Origin of the sequence: Paenibacillus sp. FSL R7-0273, from assembly GCF_000758625.1 — a bacterium.
Lineage (GTDB): Bacteria > Bacillota > Bacilli > Paenibacillales > Paenibacillaceae > Paenibacillus_AQ.
Genome location: NZ_CP009283.1, coordinates 3,560,413 through 3,581,906 on the forward strand (window position 1 = coordinate 3,560,413; position 21,494 = coordinate 3,581,906).

General features: G+C 52.6%; 18 protein-coding genes. 11 read left to right on the top strand and 7 right to left on the bottom strand.

The annotated features are described in order from the left end of the window. Positions 1-61 precede the first annotated feature (61 nt). Positions 62-1,507 (top strand): amino acid permease, encoded by a 1,446-nt coding sequence (locus R70723_RS15330; RefSeq protein WP_039873181.1) that lies wholly within the window; start codon positions 62-64, stop codon positions 1,505-1,507. Here the strand turns inward: R70723_RS15330 and R70723_RS15335 are convergent. Together R70723_RS15335 and R70723_RS15340 are read right to left on the bottom strand one after the other, a co-directional pair. Continuing rightward, positions 1,504-2,118 carry a LysE family transporter gene (locus R70723_RS15335; protein ID WP_039873182.1) on the bottom strand — a complete coding sequence of 205 codons (615 nt, stop codon included), beginning with the start codon at positions 2,116-2,118 and terminating at the stop codon, positions 1,504-1,506. The genes R70723_RS15330 and R70723_RS15335 overlap by 4 nt on opposite strands. A 125-nt stretch (positions 2,119-2,243) precedes the next feature. Next, positions 2,244-3,905 carry a ribonuclease J gene (locus R70723_RS15340; protein WP_039873184.1) on the bottom strand — a complete coding sequence of 554 codons (1,662 nt, stop codon included), beginning with the start codon at positions 3,903-3,905 and terminating at the stop codon, positions 2,244-2,246. A 136-nt stretch (positions 3,906-4,041) separates the two neighbouring features. Here R70723_RS15340 and R70723_RS15345 point away from each other — a divergent pair, with 136 nt between their 5' ends. Next, positions 4,042-4,401, top strand: a complete 360-nt coding sequence (locus R70723_RS15345; protein ID WP_039873186.1) for an MmcQ/YjbR family DNA-binding protein — start codon at positions 4,042-4,044, stop codon at positions 4,399-4,401. A 114-nt stretch (positions 4,402-4,515) separates the two neighbouring features. Next, a complete protein-coding gene (locus R70723_RS15350) occupies positions 4,516-5,658 on the top strand; it encodes a PQQ-dependent sugar dehydrogenase (RefSeq protein WP_039873190.1) in 1,143 nt (380 codons plus the stop codon). A gap of 149 nt (positions 5,659-5,807) precedes the next feature. Here R70723_RS15350 and R70723_RS15355 read toward each other — a convergent pair whose 3' ends face one another. Beyond that, positions 5,808-6,671 (bottom strand): MurR/RpiR family transcriptional regulator, encoded by an 864-nt coding sequence (locus tag R70723_RS15355; RefSeq protein ID WP_039873192.1) that lies wholly within the window; start codon positions 6,669-6,671, stop codon positions 5,808-5,810. Between the two features lie 145 nt (positions 6,672-6,816). Between R70723_RS15355 and R70723_RS15360 the strand changes: the two genes are divergently transcribed. The 4 genes from R70723_RS15360 to R70723_RS15375 all read left to right on the top strand — a co-directional run bounded on the left by R70723_RS15360 (position 6,817) and on the right by R70723_RS15375 (position 12,781). Beyond that, a complete protein-coding gene (locus R70723_RS15360; RefSeq protein WP_039873194.1) occupies positions 6,817-7,836 on the top strand; it encodes a Gfo/Idh/MocA family oxidoreductase in 1,020 nt (339 codons plus the stop codon). 1 nt (position 7,837) lies between these two features. Beyond that, entirely contained in the window at positions 7,838-8,830 is a 993-nt protein-coding gene (locus R70723_RS15365; RefSeq protein ID WP_039873195.1) for a Gfo/Idh/MocA family protein, read from the top strand. Positions 8,831-8,996: 166 nt separating this feature from the next. Continuing rightward, positions 8,997-11,798 carry a DUF8487 domain-containing protein gene (locus R70723_RS15370; protein ID WP_231574925.1) on the top strand — a complete coding sequence of 934 codons (2,802 nt, stop codon included), beginning with the start codon at positions 8,997-8,999 and terminating at the stop codon, positions 11,796-11,798. Between the two features lie 89 nt (positions 11,799-11,887). Further along, the gene (locus R70723_RS15375; RefSeq protein WP_039873200.1) at positions 11,888-12,781 is read left to right on the top strand and encodes a hypothetical protein; all 894 of its coding nucleotides are present in this window, start codon (positions 11,888-11,890) and stop codon (positions 12,779-12,781) included. Between the two features lie 98 nt (positions 12,782-12,879). On the opposite strand, the gene R70723_RS15380 is transcribed toward R70723_RS15375, so the two are convergent. Next, the gene (locus R70723_RS15380; protein ID WP_039873202.1) at positions 12,880-14,070 is read right to left on the bottom strand and encodes an ROK family protein; all 1,191 of its coding nucleotides are present in this window, start codon (positions 14,068-14,070) and stop codon (positions 12,880-12,882) included. Between the two features lie 228 nt (positions 14,071-14,298). Between R70723_RS15380 and R70723_RS15385 the strand changes: the two genes are divergently transcribed. From R70723_RS15385 to R70723_RS15395, 3 genes are all read left to right on the top strand, one after another. Further along, positions 14,299-16,056: a methyl-accepting chemotaxis protein gene (locus tag R70723_RS15385; RefSeq protein WP_039873203.1), complete on the top strand. Its 1,758-nt coding sequence runs from the start codon at positions 14,299-14,301 to the stop codon at positions 16,054-16,056. Positions 16,057-16,249: 193 nt separating this feature from the next. Beyond that, positions 16,250-16,903, top strand: a complete 654-nt coding sequence (locus tag R70723_RS15390) for a hypothetical protein (protein ID WP_039873204.1) — start codon at positions 16,250-16,252, stop codon at positions 16,901-16,903. A 60-nt stretch (positions 16,904-16,963) separates the two neighbouring features. Further along, the gene (locus tag R70723_RS15395; RefSeq protein WP_039873206.1) at positions 16,964-18,586 is read left to right on the top strand and encodes a glycoside hydrolase family 5 protein; all 1,623 of its coding nucleotides are present in this window, start codon (positions 16,964-16,966) and stop codon (positions 18,584-18,586) included. 69 nt (positions 18,587-18,655) lie between these two features. Here the strand turns inward: R70723_RS15395 and R70723_RS15400 are convergent, their stop codons facing one another. Both R70723_RS15400 and hmpA read right to left on the bottom strand, forming a co-directional pair. Continuing rightward, positions 18,656-19,192, bottom strand: a complete 537-nt coding sequence (locus tag R70723_RS15400) for a flavin reductase family protein (RefSeq protein WP_039873208.1) — start codon at positions 19,190-19,192, stop codon at positions 18,656-18,658. Positions 19,193-19,291: 99 nt separating this feature from the next. Beyond that, a complete protein-coding gene (gene hmpA, locus R70723_RS15405) occupies positions 19,292-20,473 on the bottom strand; it encodes an NO-inducible flavohemoprotein (RefSeq protein ID WP_039878817.1) in 1,182 nt (393 codons plus the stop codon). Between the two features lie 153 nt (positions 20,474-20,626). Between hmpA and R70723_RS15410 the strand changes: the two genes are divergently transcribed. Beyond that, positions 20,627-21,121, top strand: coding sequence for an RrF2 family transcriptional regulator (locus R70723_RS15410; RefSeq protein WP_047171137.1), 495 nt, complete (start codon positions 20,627-20,629; stop codon positions 21,119-21,121). On the opposite strand, the gene R70723_RS15415 is transcribed toward R70723_RS15410, so the two are convergent. Beyond that, positions 21,069-21,488, bottom strand: coding sequence for a hemerythrin domain-containing protein (locus R70723_RS15415; protein WP_039873210.1), 420 nt, complete (start codon positions 21,486-21,488; stop codon positions 21,069-21,071). The two genes, R70723_RS15410 and R70723_RS15415, sit on opposite strands and share 53 nt — an antisense overlap. Positions 21,489-21,494: the final 6 nt, after the last annotated feature.

The following is a 21,494-nucleotide window of genomic DNA, read 5'->3' on the forward strand; positions in this document are numbered from 1 at the left end:
TCAGCGGGAACGCTAGAAATTGAGGAATGCTCAAATTCTAAAGAGGATGAGGACGGTATTCATGAGTAAAGCTTCGGGTAATAGTGATGCACAGGAAAAGAAGCTGAAATGGTGGCAGCTAAGCTTATTGGGCGTTGCCGGCACAATCGGCACAGGTTATTTTCTCGGCTCAGGACTGGCTATTTCCATTGGAGGTCCATCTGTACTGCTTGTGTACTTGCTGGCGGCTGCCGGTACTTATGTAGTTTTTGATGCGCTGGCCCAGATGACTGCACAGCATCCAGAACAGGGCTCCTTCCGGTCCTATGCCAAAAAAGCTTTCGGGAACTGGGCCGGCTTCGGCAGCGGATGGGTATACTGGTTTTCCGAGCTGTTAATCATGGGCAGCCAGCTTACAGCGCTGTCGATTTTCTCACGGTTCTGGTTTCCGGCAGTTCCGATGTGGACCTTTGCAGCGGGCTATGCCGTGCTCAGTTTGATCATCGTCTTTTTTGGAAACAAGGGGTTTGACCGGGTGGAAAATGTGCTGGCTGTAATCAAGGTGTCAGCGATCCTGATGTTTCTCGTGCTGGCAGCAGCATTTCTGGCCGGCTGGATCGGCGGCGCCAAGTATACGCCCGATATGCCTAACGGCTTTAAGGGCTGGCTTCCTGCGGGAGGCATCGGCCTGTGGTCGGCCTTTATTTTTGCCTTCTATGCTTATGGGGGGATAGAAGTGCTGGGCATTATGGCGAACAGGCTGGAGAACCCCGAAGAAGCACCTAAAGCCGGTAAGGTAATGCTGATCTCGCTTGCGACGGTATATGTACTGTCCATCGGCCTTGCCGTCATTATGGTTCCCTTAAGCGCTTTTAATCCGAAAGAAAGCCCGTTTATGCTGGCGCTGAGCAGCGACCGGCTGGCTTTTGTGCCGCACCTGTTCAATGGCGTGCTGATCATTGCCGGCTTCTCGACGATGACAGCATCGCTGTATGCGATTACTTCAATGATGATTACACTGTCGCAGGAAGGGGATGCCCCCCGGATGTTCGCCAAGAAGTGGAAGGATAAATATCCGTTTCTCGCCCTTTGCCTGATTGCCGCCGGATTAACCGGAGCGATTATAATGTCGCTGTGGCTTCCTGACAGGGTATATGAATACATCACAACGGCCGCCGGGCTCATGATCCTCTATAACTGGTCATGGATTCTGCTGTCCTCGGGAAAACTGCTTAAAGCAGGCAAGCTAAGCGGACTGAAGCGCTGGAGCGGACTTGTTCTGATCGCTGCTGCGGTTGCGGGTACCCTTTTTCATAAAGTCAGCCGTCCGGGTTTTTACATCAGCCTGCTGATTGTAGCGTTAATTGCACTTAGTGACTTCATTGTCCAGCGGGTGAAGCGCAAGCATGAGGCCTCCTCTGAGAAGGAGGAGACAGAACACCAGGATGTTGAAATTGCCGGCCATAACAGCCTCCCGGGCTCTGAATTCCGGATTAAAGGAATCCGGCTGCGTAAAAGCAAGGTCTAGTGGAAGAACAGCAGCCGGGCAGCCTGTACTCCGAAATACAAGCCGAAACCGATTAGCGACAGGCCGGATAATACAGAAATGGCCCGCAGTACACGGGTGGTTAGCAGTCTGCGGAACATGCTGGATGCGGCGGCCATCGAAAAATCCCACAGCAGGATGCCCAGTACGATACCACCGCTGTATATAAGCAACTGCTGCATAGGGAATTCGCTGGCTGCTTTGGCCAGCACAGAACCGTAAATGCCGAGCCAGAACAGAATGGAGAGCGGATTAAACAGGGACATCAGGAAGCCGGACAGGAAGGATCTGAACAGCGAAGTATCGCTGCTGCCCCTTAAACCGGCGGTTGCCGCATCGCCTGAGTTCCTGATGCCGTCAATCCCCGTGTAGACAAGGACAAAAAAGCCGAACAGCCACAAAAATGCTTTGACAAACGGCGCATCCAGCAGATGAATCATGCCGAAATAGACGAGCAGCATATAAATGATGTCTGCACTGACAGCGCCGAGCCCGAGTGTCCAGGCGTGCAGAAATCCCCCGCGCAGACCTTTATCCAGCTGGGCTGCATTTATCGGTCCGATGGGTGCGGAAAGGGATAAGCCAAGCAGCATATACGAGACAAATGAATGAATGTTGTCCTCCTCCTTTACTAGTACTAGCCTATTCGGATAGTGGAGGAGGTAGGACAATCAATTTTAAAGGCCCGCGCAGGTATTTACGCGGGCCTTATCTTTTACTACACTTCAATAATAATCGGCAGAATCATCGGGCGGCGTTTGGTTTTCTCATACAGGAATTTGCCCAGCGCCTCTTTTAGGGTTTGTTTGATGATGCTCCACTGGCCAAGGTCGGCCAGGTTCAATTTATCAAGAGTTGCTGTGACAAGCTGATTGATCTCCTCCATAAGCTTTTCTGAATTGCGGACATAAATGAACCCGCGGGAAATCGTATCCGGCTCATTCAGCAGCCGACCCTCTGATTGGCTAATCGTAATGACTGTAATCAGTATCCCATCCGCGGACAGCTGACGGCGGTCCCGCAGCACCACATTACCGATATCGCCGATACCGAGCCCGTCCACATAAATCTGTCCGGCAGGAACCCTTCCGGCTTGTCTGACGGTGCCGTTTTTGGATTCGACCAGCTCCCCGTTTTTCAACAGGAAGATTTTGTCCCCGTCTACGCCTACAGCCTCAGCCAGCAGCCGGTGATGGTGCAGCATCCGGTATTCCCCGTGAATCGGGATGAAGTACTCGGGCTTCATCAGGGTCAGCATGAGCTTCAGCTCCTCCTGGCTGCCGTGCCCGGATACATGAAGCTCACTGCGTGATCCGTAGATGACTTTGGCACCCAGAATGTACAGGTTATCAATGATTCTGGATACATTACGTTCATTGCCGGGGATAGGATTGGCAGCGAGCAGGACGGTGTCTCCGGCGCTGATCTCCATCTGCCGGTTACTGGAATTGGCCAGCCGGGATAATGCCGCCATCGGCTCGCCCTGGCTGCCTGTGCACAGAACAGCAACCTCGTGTGGCGGCAGCTTGGCTGCTTCGGCTGTTTCAACCAGCATTCCCTCCGGAATATTCAAATAGCCCAGCTCCTGTGACACAGCTACTACGTTAACCATACTGCGGCCCAGCAGCGCAAGCTTGCGCCCGGTCAGATCAGCGGCATCCACGATCTGCTGCAGGCGGTGGACATTAGAGGCAAAGGTTGAGATGAAGATTCTTCGGTCCGCTTTTTGAAAGGCCTCTTCAAGGTGCTTCCCGACCAGCCTCTCAGACGGAGTGAACCCGGGCCGTTCAGCATTGGTGCTCTCGGACAGCAGAAACCGGACACCTTTTTTGCCGATATCAGCCATTCTATGTATGTCCGGATATTGGCGGTTAACCGGGGTCATATCAAATTTGAAGTCACCGGTATGCACGACCGTACCCTCAGGGGTATCAAATACGACACCGAGGCAGTCAGGAATGCTGTGATTGGTCTTGAAAAAGCTGGTTACGATAGAACCGAAGGTGATGACGGATTCCGAGTCAATCCGGTGTAAGTCCGCCTGGCGAAGCAAGCCGTGCTCCTTAAGCTTACTTTCAATCAGCCCCAGCGTGAGGCTGGTGGCATAGAGCGGTAGATTCAGCTGCTTTAGCAGGTAAGGAATGCCGCCGATATGATCCTCGTGACCGTGGGTAACGACCAGTGCTTTTACCTTGTCAGCATTGGCCAGCAGGTAAGAGATGTCCGGAATGATCAGGTCTATGCCAAGCAGGCTCTCGTCCGGAAATTTGGAGCCACAGTCAATTACAACGATATCCTCACCGTATTGCAGAAAATACATATTCTTGCCGATCTCCGTTACACCGCCCAATGCGCCTATCCATAGCCGGTTTTCTGGCATTAACTTAGACCTCCCTGATGATTGTTTATTAGTATTATGTTTAAGAGAATGAATAACTATCCGTAAAGATTGCTGTTCAGAACATTAGTTCTTATAATGAATAGTATTACAATGCAGCTGCAGAAGAGGTGTTTAGATGAAAAAGAGCATTATGGCTTATTGCCAGGGCAAGCACGGGGCGGTCAAGGAGTATCCCTTCGGTCCGGAACCGGAGGTTTATAAGGTGGGCGGTAAAATGTTTGCGTTTATTTATGAGGGGGCTGAGGATGCGTGCCGGATCAATCTGAAGTGCGACCCGGTCATTGCCGGGAATCTGCGGGAGCAGCTTGAATCTGTCAAGCCGGGCTATCATATGAACAAAAAGCACTGGAATACCGTCATTGTGGACGGCTCCCTGTCACTGGCTGAGATTTATGATATGATCGACCATTCGTATAGTCTTGTGGTCAGCAAGCTTCCAAGAAGCCAGCGGGATCTGCTGCAGGAACAGCAATAATGGCTGGGGCCTCTGCCCGGGTGCTGAGTGAGGCTATCCGTATTCGTGTATATGTACATATACAGAAGGCGGATGACAGGAGGTCCAACAACAAGAGAGCCGAGGTGCATTCTAATGAAAAAAAGCTATGCTTTATCTTTGCTGGCAGTCCTGATGACAGCCGGATGTTCGTCTGCAGCAGACGAGCCGCTGCTATCATCACAGACCCAGCCGGCGGGTCACGGTCAGCAGCCCTCTGCGCAGCCTGTGGAGACAGCTGTACCTGAAACGGCGGAAGCTTCTGACGCAGCAGTTGCCGAACCGGAGGTAGTAGCCGCAAATCTTCAAGTGCCGTGGTCTATTGCCAAAGCGGGTGATATCCTGTATTTGACTGAACGGCCGGGAACTATTGTGAAAATAGAAGACGGGACCGTTGACCGGCAGGAGGTGCAGCTGGCTAAGGAGCTCGCGACCGCCTCTGAGGCGGGGCTGCTTGGACTGGTGCTTGATCCGGATTTTGCCGGCTCGGGACTGGCGTATGCCTATTACACCTATACCGACAGCTCGGGACAGTTCAACCGGATTGTGACGCTTAGACATGATAATGGAATCTGGAACGAGGAGGAGCTACTGCTCGATAAGCTTCCAAGCGGCTCAGTCCATCACGGGGGGAGACTTGCCCTTGGACCGGACGGCAAGCTGTATGCCACAGCAGGCGATGCCGGCGACAGGGATATTGCTCAGGACACCGGTTCATTAGGCGGCAAAATCCTGCGGCTGAATACCGACGGTTCGGTGCCGGAGGATAATCCATTTACGGATTCGTATGTCTACAGCTATGGGCACAGAAATGCCCAGGGACTTGTCTGGACCGGAGACGGCGTGCTGTATGCAAGTGAGCATGGCCAAAGCAGCCATGACGAGGTGAATGAGATAGAGGCCGGGCTGAATTATGGCTGGCCTGTGATAGAGGGCGATGAAGCGCGCGAAGGCATGGTCACTCCGCTATTTACCTCAGGCAGTGACCATACATGGGCGCCATCCGGGATGGCTTACTCAGAGGGTGTATTGTACACAGCGGCGTTGAGAGGAACCGCCATTCTGGCGTTCGACCTCGAAACGGGTGAGGAGCGTGAGGCCATAACCGGATACGGCCGGATCCGCGACGTGATGATTGACGGTGATATGCTCTATTTTGTCAGCAACAATACCGACGGGCGGGGCAATCCGCAGGACGGGGATGATAAGCTGTACCGCGTGCCGCTGCCGGCATTGTGAGTGGCTGGCTGAGCTGCTCGGGGTATGTGCGCTGTACTTAAATAACAGCCGCCCGGCTGTTCAGATAGCCCGAAAAACCAAGGTCATTTCATGGCCTTGGTTTCTTTTTGAATATAACATAAGCTGCACTCCTTTAACGAACATCGAGCCTATTCCTCCATCATCCCGCTTATATAGCTGTCTTTGAGTGACCTGTCAGCAGACGCCTTGTGCTGATCATAGGAGAGCTTATAGATGCAGGAGTAGATCACATTTAGTACATATTCAAAGGCCATCTGCGAGGAAAAGGTGCCGATCTTCGCATGCTTTACCTCATCTCCGGGCACATATATACAGGCTGTGCTGAGCTTCGCCAGCTCACTTTGATCAGAGGCGGTAATGGTGATAATGGGAATATTCTGCCCGGCGAGATGCCTGGCTGCTTTTAAATAAATCGGTGAATTCCCGTGATAGGTTAAAAAAACCGCACAATCCTCCTCCGTCAGGTTAACCGTGTGATAGGCCCATTCGTACAGCTCGGTGGCAATCACAACGTATTTATTGATTTTGATCAGCTTATTCTGCAGGCTTCTGGCCCGGATCTGTGAATCCCCCAGCGCATATATAAAAATCCGCTTCGCCTGATCCAGCATTTCTGCTGTCTGCGCCAGCACGGCATCCTCCATATACGCAAAGGTTTTGCTGATGGTCTCCTTCATTAAATCGGCGATTTCCCCGGCTACCTGGAGCGGCGGTTCCTCATGGCCAAAGGGATAATTGGGATCGACCGTGGACGGAAGCTGATTCTCCTGCTGAAATTCACGGGCAAGCTTCAGGCTGAACGCCTTGAATCCGGATAAGCCGAGCTTGTGTGTCAGGCGGGTGATCGCCGAGTGGGAGGTATAGGTGGCTTTTGCAAGCTCCTGAATGGTTAGCTGCAGCATATTTTCCTTGTGCAACAGGATATAGGCAGCGATGCTCTGTTCATTGGGTGTAAAATCCGGCATGTCCGATAATTGCTTCAGCAGCTTCAACAAAGATCACCTCATTAAACATTTTGTTCATTTCTGGACGGGCTGGATGCACCATTTTGGTCGTTTGTACCGCTTTGACCGCAGAAGCTCCACACCTGTACAAGTTCCTTTATAATAAACGAAAAAGAACCCAGGGGGAATCAACATGCTAACCATCGGCTACATTGGCAACGGAAAAAGCACCAACCGCTATCATCTGCCCTTTGCCCTGAACCGGGATCACCTGAAGGTAAAAACCATATATGCCCGCAATCCGCACAAAGCCGAGTGGGACAAGGTTCCCGGCGTGCTGTATACAGATGATCTGGCTGCAGTGATGAACGATCCGGACATTCAATTAATCGTTGTATGTACACATCTGGATACGCACTACGAATATGCCAAAATGGCGCTGGACCACGGCAAGCATGTGCTGGTCGAGAAGCCGTTCATGATGAGTGCAGAGGATGCGAGGTCTATTTTTGAGTATGCCCGTGACAAGAAGCTGGTTATCCAGTGTTACCAGAACCGGCGGTATGATTCCGATTTTCTTACTGCGAAGCAGGTTATGGAGTCCGGCAAGCTGGGTGAGCTCCTTGAAGTTGAGATGAATTACGACTACTATCGCCCGCAGACGCCGGAGTCGGTTACCAGTTTCTCCAAATACAGCAGCTTCTTATACGGGCATGGCGTTCACACGGTAGATCAGGTCGTTTCAGCCTTCGGAACACCGGACCGGGTGCAGTATGATGTACGGCAGCTGCTCGGCACAGGCAGAATGAATGATTATTTCGATCTGGATTTCTACTACTCCTCGCTTAAGGTTTCGGTCAAATCGAGCTTTTTCCGTCTCAAGCCGCGTCCGAGCTTTGTTGTGTACGGTAAGAAGGGAGTGTTCGTCAAGCAGACGATTGACCGCCAGGAGGAGCATCTGAAGCAGTTTTATCTGCCAAAAGGGCATGACGACTTCGGGTTAGATACGCCGGAGCATTATGGAACGCTGACCTATCTGGATGATGAGGGCCATTATCACGAGGAAAAAGTAGTGTCGGCAAAAGGCGATTACGCCCGGCTCTATGATGATATTTATGAGACGATTGTAGGCGGCGCTGAAAAGTCAATCTCTGATGATGAAACCATTGCCGTCATGGAGCTGCTTGAGCAGGGGATTGAGGGGTGCAGCTGAGATGAAGCTTGGAATTGCAGGAGCGGGGAATATCGTTCTGGATCTGCTCAGTTTTGTGCAGGATATACCCGGGATCAGGCTGGAGGCCATTTGCTCGAAGCCGGAGCATGAGGACAAATTATTAGCGCTGCAAAAGAAACACGGTATCTCACGGATCTATCACAGCTATAGCGGTATGCTGGCGGATGACGGGGTGGACACTGTCTATATTGGACTCCCGAACCATCTTCATTACACCTATGCTAAAGAAGCACTGCTGAATGGCAAGCATGTGATCTGTGAAAAGCCGTTTACCTCCAATCTGGAAGAATTTCTGGAGCTTGAGCAGCTTGCCCTGCGCAGCGGGCTGATTCTGCTTGAAGCGATCTCCAACCAATACCTGGGCAGCTACCTGTTAATGAAGGAATATCTGCCCAAGCTGGGTACGGTCAAAATAGTAGAATGCAATTACTCCCAATATTCCTCAAGATACGATGCCTTCCGGGCTGGAGAGGTGCTGCCGGCGTTTAACCCGGGCATGTCCGGCGGAGCGCTGATGGATATTAATATTTACAATATACACTTCGTGGTCGGCTGCTTCGGCAGCCCGAAAAAGGTTCAATACTCCGCCAATATGGACCGCGGGATTGATACCTCAGGAGTCCTGCTGCTAGATTACGGCGAATTCAAATGTGTCTGTATAGGAGCTAAGGACAGCACCGCACGTAATGCAGTAAACATCCAGGGTACAGACGGGTATATCCACCTTTCGGGTTCGGCGAACAGTGTGGACGGCTTTGAATATGCTGCGAACAGGCAGCAGCCGGTCAAGGTAAGCCGGAAAAACCATGAGCACCGGATGTATGATGAATTTATGGCGTTTGAAGCGATGATCCAGGGTAATGACAGGGCTTCTGCTAACCGGATGCTGGAGCACAGCCGCAGGGTGATGCAGGTTGTGGAGCAGGCGAAGCTGTCGGCAGGCCTGGTGTTTGGATCAGATCAGCACAAATAGAGAAGTAAGCCGTGCGGGCATCCGTACGGTTTTTTTGCTGCATATTCCGGCTGGGAATATTGTTAGATTTGTTATTGTTATTATTATATAAATTGATAACATGTATATGAGGGTCTATAATGATACGCAGGACTATTTATGATTAGGAGTGGGATTCTTGTATACAATGATCAATCTTGAAGGTAAGTGGAAGCTGCAGCTGGATGCAGACAAGCAAGGGCTGGTATTGCCGTTCTCAGACACCATTGATTTACCGGGAACGACCTCATATGCGCGTAAGGGTCCGAAGAATGAGAAGACGCTGATCAGCGCCCTGACGGATGAATATCTGTTCGAGGGTCAAGCCTGGTTCTCCAGGGAAATTGAAATACCGGAGGAGCTGGCGGGCAAAAGCTGCAGGCTGTATTTGGAGCGGACCCGGATGACAACGCTTTATCTGGACGGTACGGAAATCGGCAGCCGGAACAGCCTGAACACCGCCCATATCTATGATCTGGGCAAGCTGGCGGCTGGCAGTCATACCGTGACTGTCTGCGTCAGCAACACAGGCTATCCCACCAAAGGCGGGCATTTAACCTCAGAGGATACCCAGACGAACTGGAATGGCATTACCGGGCGGCTGGAGCTGCAATTTTTCGGGGAGTCTTATTTAAGTGATATCCGTCTTACCCCTGATGTAGCTAACCGTTCAGTCCGGATTACAGCCATGCTTAATGGAAGCGCTGAAGCTGAGCTGAATGTATCTGCTGCAAGCTTTAACGGAGCTGGGGGAGCCGTGCATTCAGCGGTCAGCAAGTCCTACACCTTCGAACCGGGAGCATTCAGCTTTGAATATAGCCTGGGAGCAGATGCGCTGCTCTGGAGTGAGTTTGCGCCGAATCTCTACAAGGTGAATCTTACATTGAACAGCGGGGATAGCGCTCCGGAGGACCGTAACGAGCTGATCTTCGGCTTGCGGGAGTTCAAGGCGGCTGGCGATAAATTTGCCATCAACGGACAGAAGACCTTTCTGCGCGGCAAGCATGACGGCCTGATTTTTCCGCTGACCGGCTTTGCGCCGACCGATGTGGAGGAATGGGTGAGAATTCTCGGGATTTCCAAATCCTATGGAATCAACCATTACCGGTTCCACACCTGCTGTCCGCCGGAAGCGGCCTTTACGGCAGCAGACCTGCTCGGAATCTACATGGAGCCTGAGCTGCCGTTCTGGGGTACCATTACGGAGCCGTCTGACGATAACCACAATCAGGCTGAGCAGGATTATCTGGTGAGCGAGGGCTATGCCATACTGCAGGCGTTCGGCAACCATCCGTCCTTTGTGATGATGTCTCTGGGCAATGAGCTGTGGGGCAGCAGAGCCAAGATCGACTCCATTCTTAAGGAATATAAAACCTTTGACAGCAGACCGCTTTACACACAGGGCTCAAATAATCACCAGTGGGTGCCGGAAATTCTGGAGCATGAGGACTTTTTCTGCGGAGTGCGGTTCTCCAGAAGCCGGTTGTTCAGAGGCTCGTATGCAATGTGTGATGCGCCGCTGGGTCATGTCCAGACCGCTGTTCCGGGTACTATGAAGGATTACGACGACCAGTTTGTTCCGCCGGTACAGGCGAAGGACGCTGACGAAGCCGCAGGAACCGGCGGCGAGATCCAGATCCAATACGGCACCGAAGCCAAAACTGTACAGGCGGACGATGCCTCAGGTGAATGGATTCCGAACATTCCGGTTATCTCGCATGAGATCGGCCAATATGCGACCTTCCCGGATTTTGAGGAGATCGCTAAATACAGCGGGCCGCTTAAGGCCAAGAACTTTGAAATTTTCCGGGAGCGGCTGGAGAAGAACGGACTTGGCCATCTTGCGGCCAAATACTTTGCAGCCTCAGGGAAGCTTGCTGCAGCCTGCTACAAGGAAGAGCTGGAGGCAGCCTTCCGGACCAGACGGCTTGCCGGCTTCCAGCTGCTGGATCTGCAGGATTTCAGCGGACAGGGCACCGCGCTGGTCGGTATTCTGGATGCTTTTATGGACTCCAAAGGGATGATCACGGCGGAGGAATGGCGGACCTTCTGCAATGATGCAGTCCTGCTGGCCAGATTCCCGAAATTCAACTATATGAGCGGAGAGCTGTTCCATGCGGATATTGAACTGAGCTGGTTCCGCGGCGCCGCGCCGGACAGTCTGGAGCTGAACTGGGAGCTTGGCGGAGACAACGGGATTGTGGGAAGCGGCACTATTGTAGCGGATAGCGCGGGCGAAGCCAATTATTATCAAATGGGTATGGTTGATTTCGTGCTGCCTGCTGTTGCTGCAATGACAGCCGTTAAGCTGAGCCTGCAGCTTGCCGGTACGGACATCCATAAGAGCTATGACCTGTGGATTTATCCTGAGCTGGACAGTACCGGGCTGGACAGTGTTCATGTATTTAAGGAGCTGGGCGCTCATGCGCAGGCGCTGCTGGAGCAGGGCGAAAATGTACTGCTGATGCCTGATCCCGATTCTCTGAATAATGCTATCCAAGGCTTTTATAGTACCGATTTCTGGTGCTACCCGATGTTCCGCTCGATCTCTGAGAGCATGAACCGGCCGGTGCCGGTCGGCACGATGGGTCTGCTGATTGATAACAGTCATCCCGTGCTCCGCAGCTTTCCGAGTGAAGAGCATTCCACCTACCCTTGGTGGAGCATCATCGAGCATTCGAAATCACTGATACTGGACGGCACGGATCAAAGCTGGAGTCCGGTTGTCCAGACGATCGACAATTTCGAACGCAATCACAAGCTAGGCTTCCTGCTGGAATGCCGCGCGGGTGCAGGGAAGCTGTTAATCTGCCCGCTTGATGCCGATAAAGCTGCAGAAACTCCAGAAGGCAGACAGTTCCTGTCCAGCCTGACCAGCTATATGGGCTCTGAGGAATTTAATCCTGAATATGTGTCAACAATAGAGGAGCTGCAGCGGATTATTCAATAGATAGTCCGGCCTGGTGCCATTTACCAGTCCCCTGCCGTAAAAATAATGTTATGGTAGAGGACAGCAATGGATACGAGGTGATAGGCTTTATGAGTAAAAAACACTGCTTGTTCTGTGATGCGATTGTTCCGATCGAACGGGAAGGGGAATACGACCGCTATCTGGGCTGCTCCTGCTCGCCGGGCGGGCATTATGATCTGCATATGGACAGCTATGAGGTAATTAATGCGCTGCCGCATCCCGCCAAGCGGGATTTGCTGCACATCATATCGGCTTACATCAGGGAGAAGACAGACTGCGGCGAGGCGGTTTATCTGTCGGCCGGTGACCTGGAGCCAATAGCAGGCAGCCCCAAAACTCCTGTGACCATCGAGGATAAGGGGAGCCGGCTGCTGCAGTTTCTATACAGGCACTCGGATGCTCCCGGTCATCCGGTTATGATTCATCCGCTGTCGTCCAGCTATAACCTGACCTATTCCCCTAATCTGCAGGAATTGGTCTATATCATAGACAAGCTTGCTACTGAACAGCTGCTTATCCGCGAGGGGATGAATTTTCAGCTTACACAGCAGGGCTGGAATGAAGCCGCTGCAAGTGCAGGCGGGAAGAAGCTGAAGCCCTGCTGTGTGCTGCTTGGCGGAGATGAGGAGCAATACAGCCTGTGGCAGGATAATCTGCTGCCTGTAATCGGCCAGTATGGTTATCTGCCGGAGATTCTCAGGCATCCGGCCCGTCCGGAGAGCGGACAGTATACGCTGGGACAGCTTGCAGAGAGCAGGCTGATTGTTGCGGACCTGACCGGACGGCCTGCCGGTGTCTATTTTGCCGCCGGCTATGCGCTGGGGCTGGATATTCCGGTAATCTGGACTGTGCACAGCAGCAGTGCGGCACAGCTCGATGTCCAGCTGCAGGACATCCGTCCGCTGGTATGGGATACAGCAGAAGAGCTTGCTGTGCTCATCCGGCAGAAGCTTACTAAATAGCGATGAATCCGGTGAATAACCGGTATAAACGAAGAACAGCCAGTGCCGAATCTAAGATCCGGTACTGGCTGTTGCTCTGTATAGCGAGCATAAGCATGTTAATTCAATTGCCATTCGTGAAGCAGCATGATTGCTGCTCCGGTCGCCACAGCTTCATCCCTGAGCGCGCCTTGCGTAAATACGGGACTGTATTCCGGATAACGGTAGGTATTCTTTTGAGCCACTTCTACAGCTGTGCTGAATACCAGCGGATCGGCATTGACCAGCGGACCGCCGAGAATGACATATTCCGGATGGAAGGTATTAATCAGATTGGCCAGCCCGATGCCCAGATAGTGCGCCGTTTCAGTGAACTGTTCCTTAACGAGCATATCGCCCTGCGCGAGCGCCTCAGCCAGTGCAGGGAACGTAAGACGTTCAGGAGCCAGGTCTGAGAGCAGGCTGCTGCGGCCTCCGGCAAGCTGGCTGCGGATACGCTCCTCAAGTGAGGGAATGGATACGTACGCCTCCAGCGCACCGTAGTTTCCTTTGCCGCGCAGCCGCGGACCTTCCGTACGGATGATCATTTGTCCGACAGCACCCTCAGTATCAACAGCACCGCGGATTATTTGGCCGCCGGACATCAGGCCGGAACGGATGTTAACACCGGCATGGACATAGAGCGCATGCTCCACCTTCTGCTCGCGAAAGGCCCAGTGCTCACCGAGCAGAGCTGTATTTGCCCCGTTGTCGAGTCTGGCCGGAATGCCCAGGCGTGCAGTAAGCAGCTCACATACCGGAACGTTCTTCCAGGCAGGAGAGGGGAACAGCTCGGGTTCAAGGATAACGCCGTTTTTCTGGTCCAGCGGGCCAACGGCACCGACACCGATACCCAGAAGCTGATCCGCTGTAATCCCCTCCCTGTCCAGAAACTCACCGGCAGCCTCTCCGACGAGCTCCACCAGCCGCCCTGGCGTCATTTGTGCATCCATCTCCCAGCGTGTCAGCGACAGCGTCTTCAGATGAAGATCGTACAGCCCAAGCTTGGAGTACAATCTGGATATTTCAAGCCCCAGCAGATAGCGGTGCTTAGGATTAGTCTGGAACAGAATCGGCTTTCTTCCGCCGGTAGAGCTGCCAAAACCGGAGACGATGATCAGCCCCTGTGCGATCATGTCTTCGAGAAGCCGGGTTAGGCTGCTGCTGGCTACCGCGAAATGCTGCAGCAGATCGGCCTTCGAAACGGTACCGTGCTCGAAGATCCGCTCATATACCTGTTTTTTGATTGAAGGAGCAGCATGTGTAATCATATGTATACATTCTCCATTTCCAAGTCGGATAGTCGGGTTATTTCAAGTATAGCCGGGGACATCCGTTTTTTCTAGTCAATCATCCTAAAGCTGCAAAATTTGATTGTTGAAAAAAAGGATTTTCAGAAAAGTTGTCGAAATTTTCCGGTAGAGGGACATTTGTCATTGCAAACACTGCTATTCCCTACTATATAATACGCATTTGCGCTGCGCGAAAGGAAAGTCTCCATGCTTGCTTTTATCCGTACAAGTCTGATTGCCCGGATTCTCTGTGTCACAGCAGCCGTTATTCTGTGTATTACAGCCGGTAATATCGCTATTCAACGGGCGAACACCGGGTCTGCCGTTCAAGGGACCATCAGCAGCTACAACATGAGCATTGCCGGCAGTTATGCTTCTCAGCTCAATACCGGAAGGTACAGTGACTTTCTGGCAGATCCGCAGGAGACAGAGCTCTACTGGTCACTGCGCAACGAGCTGGACCAGTTCCGTGAATCCATCGGGGCCCGTTATGTATATTTTGTCAGGATTGATGAAGCCGGCCAGCCGCTGCTCATGATTGACGGCAGGCCGGAAGGAGACCCGCTGGCCTCACCGATCAATGAGCAGACCGATATGCCTGCATCTGCGGTTGAGGCTGTACAGGCCGGAGAGAATGCCAGCTCAGAGCTGATCAAAAATCCGGAATACGGGGATTATATCTCAGCCTTTGTTCCGGTCAAAAATGATCAGGGTGAGCTGATCGGCGCACTGGGGATCGATACAGATGTGTCTGTCCTCAGCACTTTAACCGGGGATGTGCTGCTCCAGAGTCTTCCGCTATACGGTATTATTCTGGCTGTATCCCTGACTGCGCTGGCCGTTCTCGCCTGGTTCGTGACCCGGTCGCTGCGCCCGCTGCATACGATAACGGCAGGCGCAGAATCGATGGCTGCCGGTGATCTGGCCGAAGCCTCCCGGATTCTGCACGGCCGGCCCGTTACCTCCCGGGATGAAATCGGTACGGCCTATCAGGCAATGCTCAAGATGTCTGAAGAACTGAACACACGGGTAAAGGGCATGGTGTTTAACGTGTCCACAGCCTCGGATTACCTGTACGGTACCTCGGAGACCTTCAGCAGAAATGCAGACGATGTGCTGCGGATGAGTGAGACGGTCAACGGAAAAATCGGAGATATATTCGCCGGAGCAAGCACGCAGACGGAGGGTGCACAGAGCAGTGCACTGGCAATGGATGAAATGGCGCAAGGCATTGCCAGGATATCCTCTTCGGCTGCTTCTGTATCCGGTTCTGCCGTCGAAGCGCTGGATAAGGTGAACGTCTCACAGACGGCGGTATCAGAGATGAACCGGCAGATGAAGTCCATTGCTGAATCGACGCATGAGACGCTGGATATGGCCACACAGCTTCAGGGCTATGCAGCAGAGATTGAAGGCGCGCTCCTTGCCATCCGGCAGTTCGCTGACCAGACCAAGCTGCTGGCGCTTAATGCATCCATTGAGGCTGCCAGGGCCGGAGAGCACGGGCGCGGATTTACGGTTGTTGCCGGAGAAGTGCGCAAGCTGGCGGAGGGCTCCTCGGCTGCAGTGGAGCGTGTTGCGGACCTGCTGACCCAGATAGGCAATGCCTCTTCAGGTATCGGTACCAGGATGGAGGGGGCTTCCAGGGAAGTGACGGAAGGTGTACATATGTCAGCCGGGGCGGAGGAAGCGCTGCTTCAGGCCTCTGCCGCATTCCGCGAAGTGGCGGAGCAGATTATTGACGTCTCTGCTACAGCCGAGCAGCTGTCTGCGGGCTCAGAGGAGGTTGCCGCTGCAGTAGGCAGCATGGCGATGATTGCCGGAGGGGTGTCGGAGCAGACCCGGCAGATCCGTGAGCTGACCGACCTGCAGCTCGAGAAGATCAGAGAGGTATATGATGCTTCCATGGTGATCAGTGCAAATACAAATGATATGCGGGATGCAATCCGCCAGGTCCGGGTGTAAAGCCGGAATCAAACTATAGCAGAACGGCTGCAGCCTTCCGTAACAGGAGGGCGCAGCCGTTTTTTATATACCTGCCCGGCGCGTTTGTGTGCGTCCAGTCCGGTATTCACTTCAGGCTGAACATGTTATAGTAAAGTTTGGGAAACGGCAAACCTATCATTGCCGATAATAATAACAGGAGTGGATTCCATTTATGATCTCTCGCAAAATGTACCGGGGAATATGGAAAGAGGGTCAAGCGGCGGACGGCCTGGCAGCCTTGCAGAATGATTCAGCAGCCAGACAGCTGGTTGAGGATGGCAGGCTGATGACGGCTGCGGCATTTTCCTGGGAGAATAACGTGTTTCTCTATTATGAATGCACCGGAACAGAGATAGAGCCTGCCTTGGTGGCTGGCACCGCCGGATCCTATCTGATTGACTGGGAGGGGGAAGCGTCTCCCCGGAAGTGGATTGAAATGATTGATGTCTTTCACTTTAATGAACCGGCCGGCTATGAGCATTGGCTGCGTAAGGCGGCAGTTGAGCGGCGCGGGGGCAGAGTTGCCCATCTGAAGCGCGAAAAGGTTGCCAGTTATATCTATTATCATTACCAGCTGCAGGAGGAGCGGGCGTTCCACGGCAATAAATACGATATCATCGCGATGCATGAGAATCTGCTGTTCGGCTATCAGGAATTTCCGTCAGTAGTGGAAGAGCCTGTAGTTCCGGGAAGGCTGAACACCAAAGGAACCCCGGTACCATGGGAAGACTCCCGCATGGATCAGCATTTCCAGCCCTGGGAGGACGACGGCTATTTGTATTTCAAGCCGGTTGAGACCGTATTCGCCTATTACATAGAAGGCTGAATCACATGTAAGACTTATTGTAACCGCTTCATATAATGCTGCAGGAGGACGATCGGACAGATGAATGAGAAGATGAGCAGCTCCAGAGTCACCGGATTTCTTAGGGCAGAGGGCAGGACGGTCGTGAACGGCAAGGGCGAAGAGGTGCTTCTCACCGGCTGGGGGCTTGGCAACTGGCTGCTTCCTGAAGGCTATATGTGGACTACTGACGGCAACAGCCGGTTTGACCGTCCTGCGCGGATTGAGGCTGTTATCCGTGAACTGGCGGGAACTAAGTACGCTGAGCAGTTCTGGGCGGCCTTCCGCAACAGCTACATTGCCAGAGAGGATATCCGGCTGATGGCTGAGCAGGGTTATAATTCTGTGCGTATTCCGTTCAACTGGCGTATTTTGATGGAGGATGAGCCCGGAATTACCTGGAAAGAGGAGGGATTCCGGCTTATTGACCGCTGCCTGGACTGGTGTGAGGAATATAAGCTGTATGCTTTTCTGGACCTGCACGGCGCTCCGGGCGGCCAGACCGGCGCGAATATCGACGACTCAGTCGATGATGTGCCGAGGCTGTTCACAGATGAAGACAGCTGGAATAAAGGGATTGCGCTATGGACACAGCTGGCGAAGCGGTACAGGGACCGCTGGATTGTCGGCGGCTATGACCTGCTGAATGAACCGATTAAGACGCCGTCTGCCGGACAGGATTTTGACTATCTGGTTCCTAAGCTGGTCCAGTTTTACGAAGAGGCGGTTGCAGCCATCCGGGCTGTGGATGACAGGCACATGCTGTCTATCGAAGGGCATCACTGGGCGACAGACACAAGTATTTTCCACAAAAAATATGATGATAATATGATCATTCATTTTCACCGCTATGCCTGCTACCCGGATCTCAGCTCTTTCACAGAATTCCTTGAAGTGTCTGAGAGATTGAATGCGCCGCTATGGCTGGGTGAGAGCGGTGAGAATCTGAACGAGTGGTATACCGCCATCTATCCGCTGGCTGCGGAACTGAATATCGGCTACAACCTGTGGCCGTGGAAAAAGATGGACAACACCAGCTCGCCATATTCCGTTCATCTGCCGGAAGACTGGAATCTGCTGATGGACTATACCCGAGGCGGTGCCCATCCCGGTTATGAGCAAGCCCAAGCCATTCTGGATCGGTATCTTGAGCATATCCGGGTTGAAAGCTGCCGGTATAATGCCGATGTGACCTATGCAGTGTTCAGAACGCCGGGGTGTACGGTCCGGGCAACCGATTTTGATGAGCTGCCGGGCAAAGGCCAGTCTTTCAGCGGGCTGCGAATGGAAGGAAACCCTTTTAAATACCGGACAGGGACCGGGATGCAGATTGTCGAGGAAATAGGGCGGGGGGATTTGACTAAACGTTTCTTCTTCGACGTATTGTGGGACCGGTTCGCTCTTGAGCTTGAAGGCGGAGAATTCGCCGTCTATACAATCAACGATACCCGGGAAGAGAGCAGCGTCTCCTTTATCTATAGCTGTAAGGAGCCTGCGGCTGTAGCTTTTTTTCAGGATGAGCGGGAAATAGCTTCATTGACACTTCAGCCAGGGGAGAATAAGCAGACCATACAGGCGGTAGGGTTAGCGGCTGCCGGAAGCTCAAAGATAAAGGTTGAGGTCAGAGCAGGAGCTGTGCGGCTGGACCGGATTCTTTTTAAATGAAACAATAAACAAGCAGCGCTTCTCCGTCATCAGGGGAAGCGCTGCTGTGCGCTGGAATGTTACATTGTATTATTGCATGAAACGGAAGCTTTTTTGACGGCCGTCTCCGAAATAGAGAATGTTGTCGAGCTCCGAGGCCTGCAGTCCGCCTTCCTCATTCAGCACATTACCGGCGACATAACGGCCCTGAATCTTGGCCAGAATGTTGGTAATCCCCTTGAACTGGTCATGCTCAATGACATCAATCATTGTGCATTCAATGGCAACCGGGCATTCCCGGATAACCGGTGCATTGACCGTGTGTGCCTGCTCATGCGTCAGATCCACGTGGTCAAATTTGCTGAGCTCCTGTCCGGAATGCGCGCCGCAGTAGGTAATCGCGTCCATCAGCGAACGGCCCGGAATATTGATAACGAAATCCCGCACCGCCTTAATCTGGTTCACCGCATACCCCTTGCTGCTGAAGCCCAGCATCATCATGTCCTTAAGTGAATAGGAAGAGGAGATAGGCGTCACATTGGGCTTACCGTCCGCATCATAAAAGCTGATCAGGATAACCGGGAACCCGTAGTACATTTTCTCATAATCAACAGCTACCTTTTCCATTTGTGCAATCCTCCTGAATATGTATACCGCTATAGAGCGGCTTCTACATCAAAGGATAGCGCAAGCCGGAAAGGAGCAGGGGTGACCAGACGCACAGGTCTAGCTGTTCTGCAATTGCAGGGCCGGACCAAAGAACTCGTAATGAATCTGCTCTTCCTTCATTCCAAGCGCAATCAGCCCGCGGATCATGGCTTCCATGAATGGAACGGGTCCGCATACATAGGCATCGCCGGTAACATCCACATAGCTTTTCAGGATTTCGCCTGTAATTACACCGTCAGGTCCGCCGGACAGGAAGGTTTTGGTCTTGGCGTTGCTCATGGCGGCTGCGTATTTCTCAACATCCTGGCGGAAGGCGGCGAGTGATTCATTGCGCGCAGAGTGCAGGAAAACAACCGGACGGTCCGGAGTTACACTGGCAACCGTTTCGAACATACTCATCATCGGGGTAATGCCTACGCCGCCGGAGATGAACGCTACAGGTGTGGTTTTGGAGACATCGAGCATGAATTCACCGGCAGGAGCGCTGACCTCGACCGTATCGCCTTCGTTGACCTGATTGTGCAGATAGACGGACACAACCCCATTTGGATCGTTTGCTTCCTCGCGTTTTACGGAAATGCGGAATTCATCCGCTTTAGGGGCCTGGGACAGACTGTACTGACGTATCATCGTATACTTCTCGCCTGGAATTAGCACACGCACAGAAATGTACTGGCCTGGCTTGTAATCCGGAACATTGGAGCCGTCCGCTGGCTTCAGATAAAAGGAGGTAATATTGCCGCTCTCCTGGACTTTACGGGCAACCTTGAACGGTTTGAAGAAATTCCAGCCGTTTTCCTGCTCGCGGGCTTCTTTGTACATGTTATCCTCGACACCGATAAAAGCGCCGGCGATAACGCCGTAAGCTTCTTCCCAGGCCTGCAGAATCTCAGGTGTGGCGGCATCGCCAAGCACTTCCTTGATCGCTTTCAGCAAAAATTCACCGACAATCGGATAATGCTCCGGCTTGATGCCGAGACTGACATGCTTGTGGGCGATCTGGACTACCGCAGGCAGAATGTTCTCCAGATTGTCGATGTGTACGGCTGCAGCATACACTGCATTCGCAAGTGCGGCCTGCTGACGGCCCTGTGCCTGGTTAGCGTGGTTGAAGACGTTTAACAATTCCGGGTGGGCTTCGAACAAATTCCGGTAAAAGACGGTTGTGATGGTTGTTCCGTGTTCTGCCAGTACCGGCGCTGTCGACTTAACAATGTCACGTGTGTGTTGTGATAAAATAATGTTCATCCCCTCTCAATTCATCCAGAATTAATATATACTGAATTTAAATTAAAAGATATATTTTAAATACCACTTTAACAAAATAGACAATTTTATTAATATTATTTGTAACAAATATCACTTACTAAGCATGCGATTCGGAGGTTTAACATGAGACTGACTTTATATACGGATTACTCTTTGCGGATTCTTTTGTATCTTGGAGCGAAGGAGCGGGAGGCGCTGTCAACGGTTCAGGGCATTTCGGATGCGTATCAAATCTCGAAGAATCATCTGATGAAGGTTTCCCATGAGCTGGGTAAGGCGGGTTATATCGAAACGGTAAGGGGGAGGGGAGGCGGTATACGTCTGGCGAAGACACCCGGCCGCATTAACATCGGGGAGGTCGTCCGGCGGATGGAAGACGATCTGTATCTCGTCGAATGCTTCCAGCCTTCAGGCGGAAATTGTCCGATCTCCCCGGTGTGCGGGCTTAAAGGCGTGCTGGGTAAGGCGCTCAACGCCTACCTTCAGGTGCTGGACCAATATACATTGCAGGATTTACTTATTAATAAAGATGATTTACGGGCTCTTCTGGCACAGCCGGATCAGCTTATGCCTCCCCGAACAGCAGACGCTCCTCATCCCGGCTATGAACAGCATTAACAACCAGCAGGGCGTGAAGCTGGCGGAGCACCTCCGGGGTGAGCCCTTCCCGGGCCAGCAGGGCTTTGGTGTCCCTCACAATAATCCGCATTAATTCATGATCACGGGCAAGCCGGATAACAGCATCCTTCAGGTCAGGCTGCTTCGTTTCCATTTCCTGATAGAAGCCGTCCTCCTCCGCATCGGCATGGCTGAGAATCCGTGTCTCCCAGTATTCAAGCAGGTGCTCAGCCGCCTGGCGGGCTACCTCATATTCTTTTGCCTCAAGCAGCTCCTCTACTTCCTCAGTTTTACTTATAGCACCGGACAGGCCGCCCTCATGAATGGCATGATGGGCATGCTGCTGGCGTAATGAAGGTCCTCCCATGTCGTT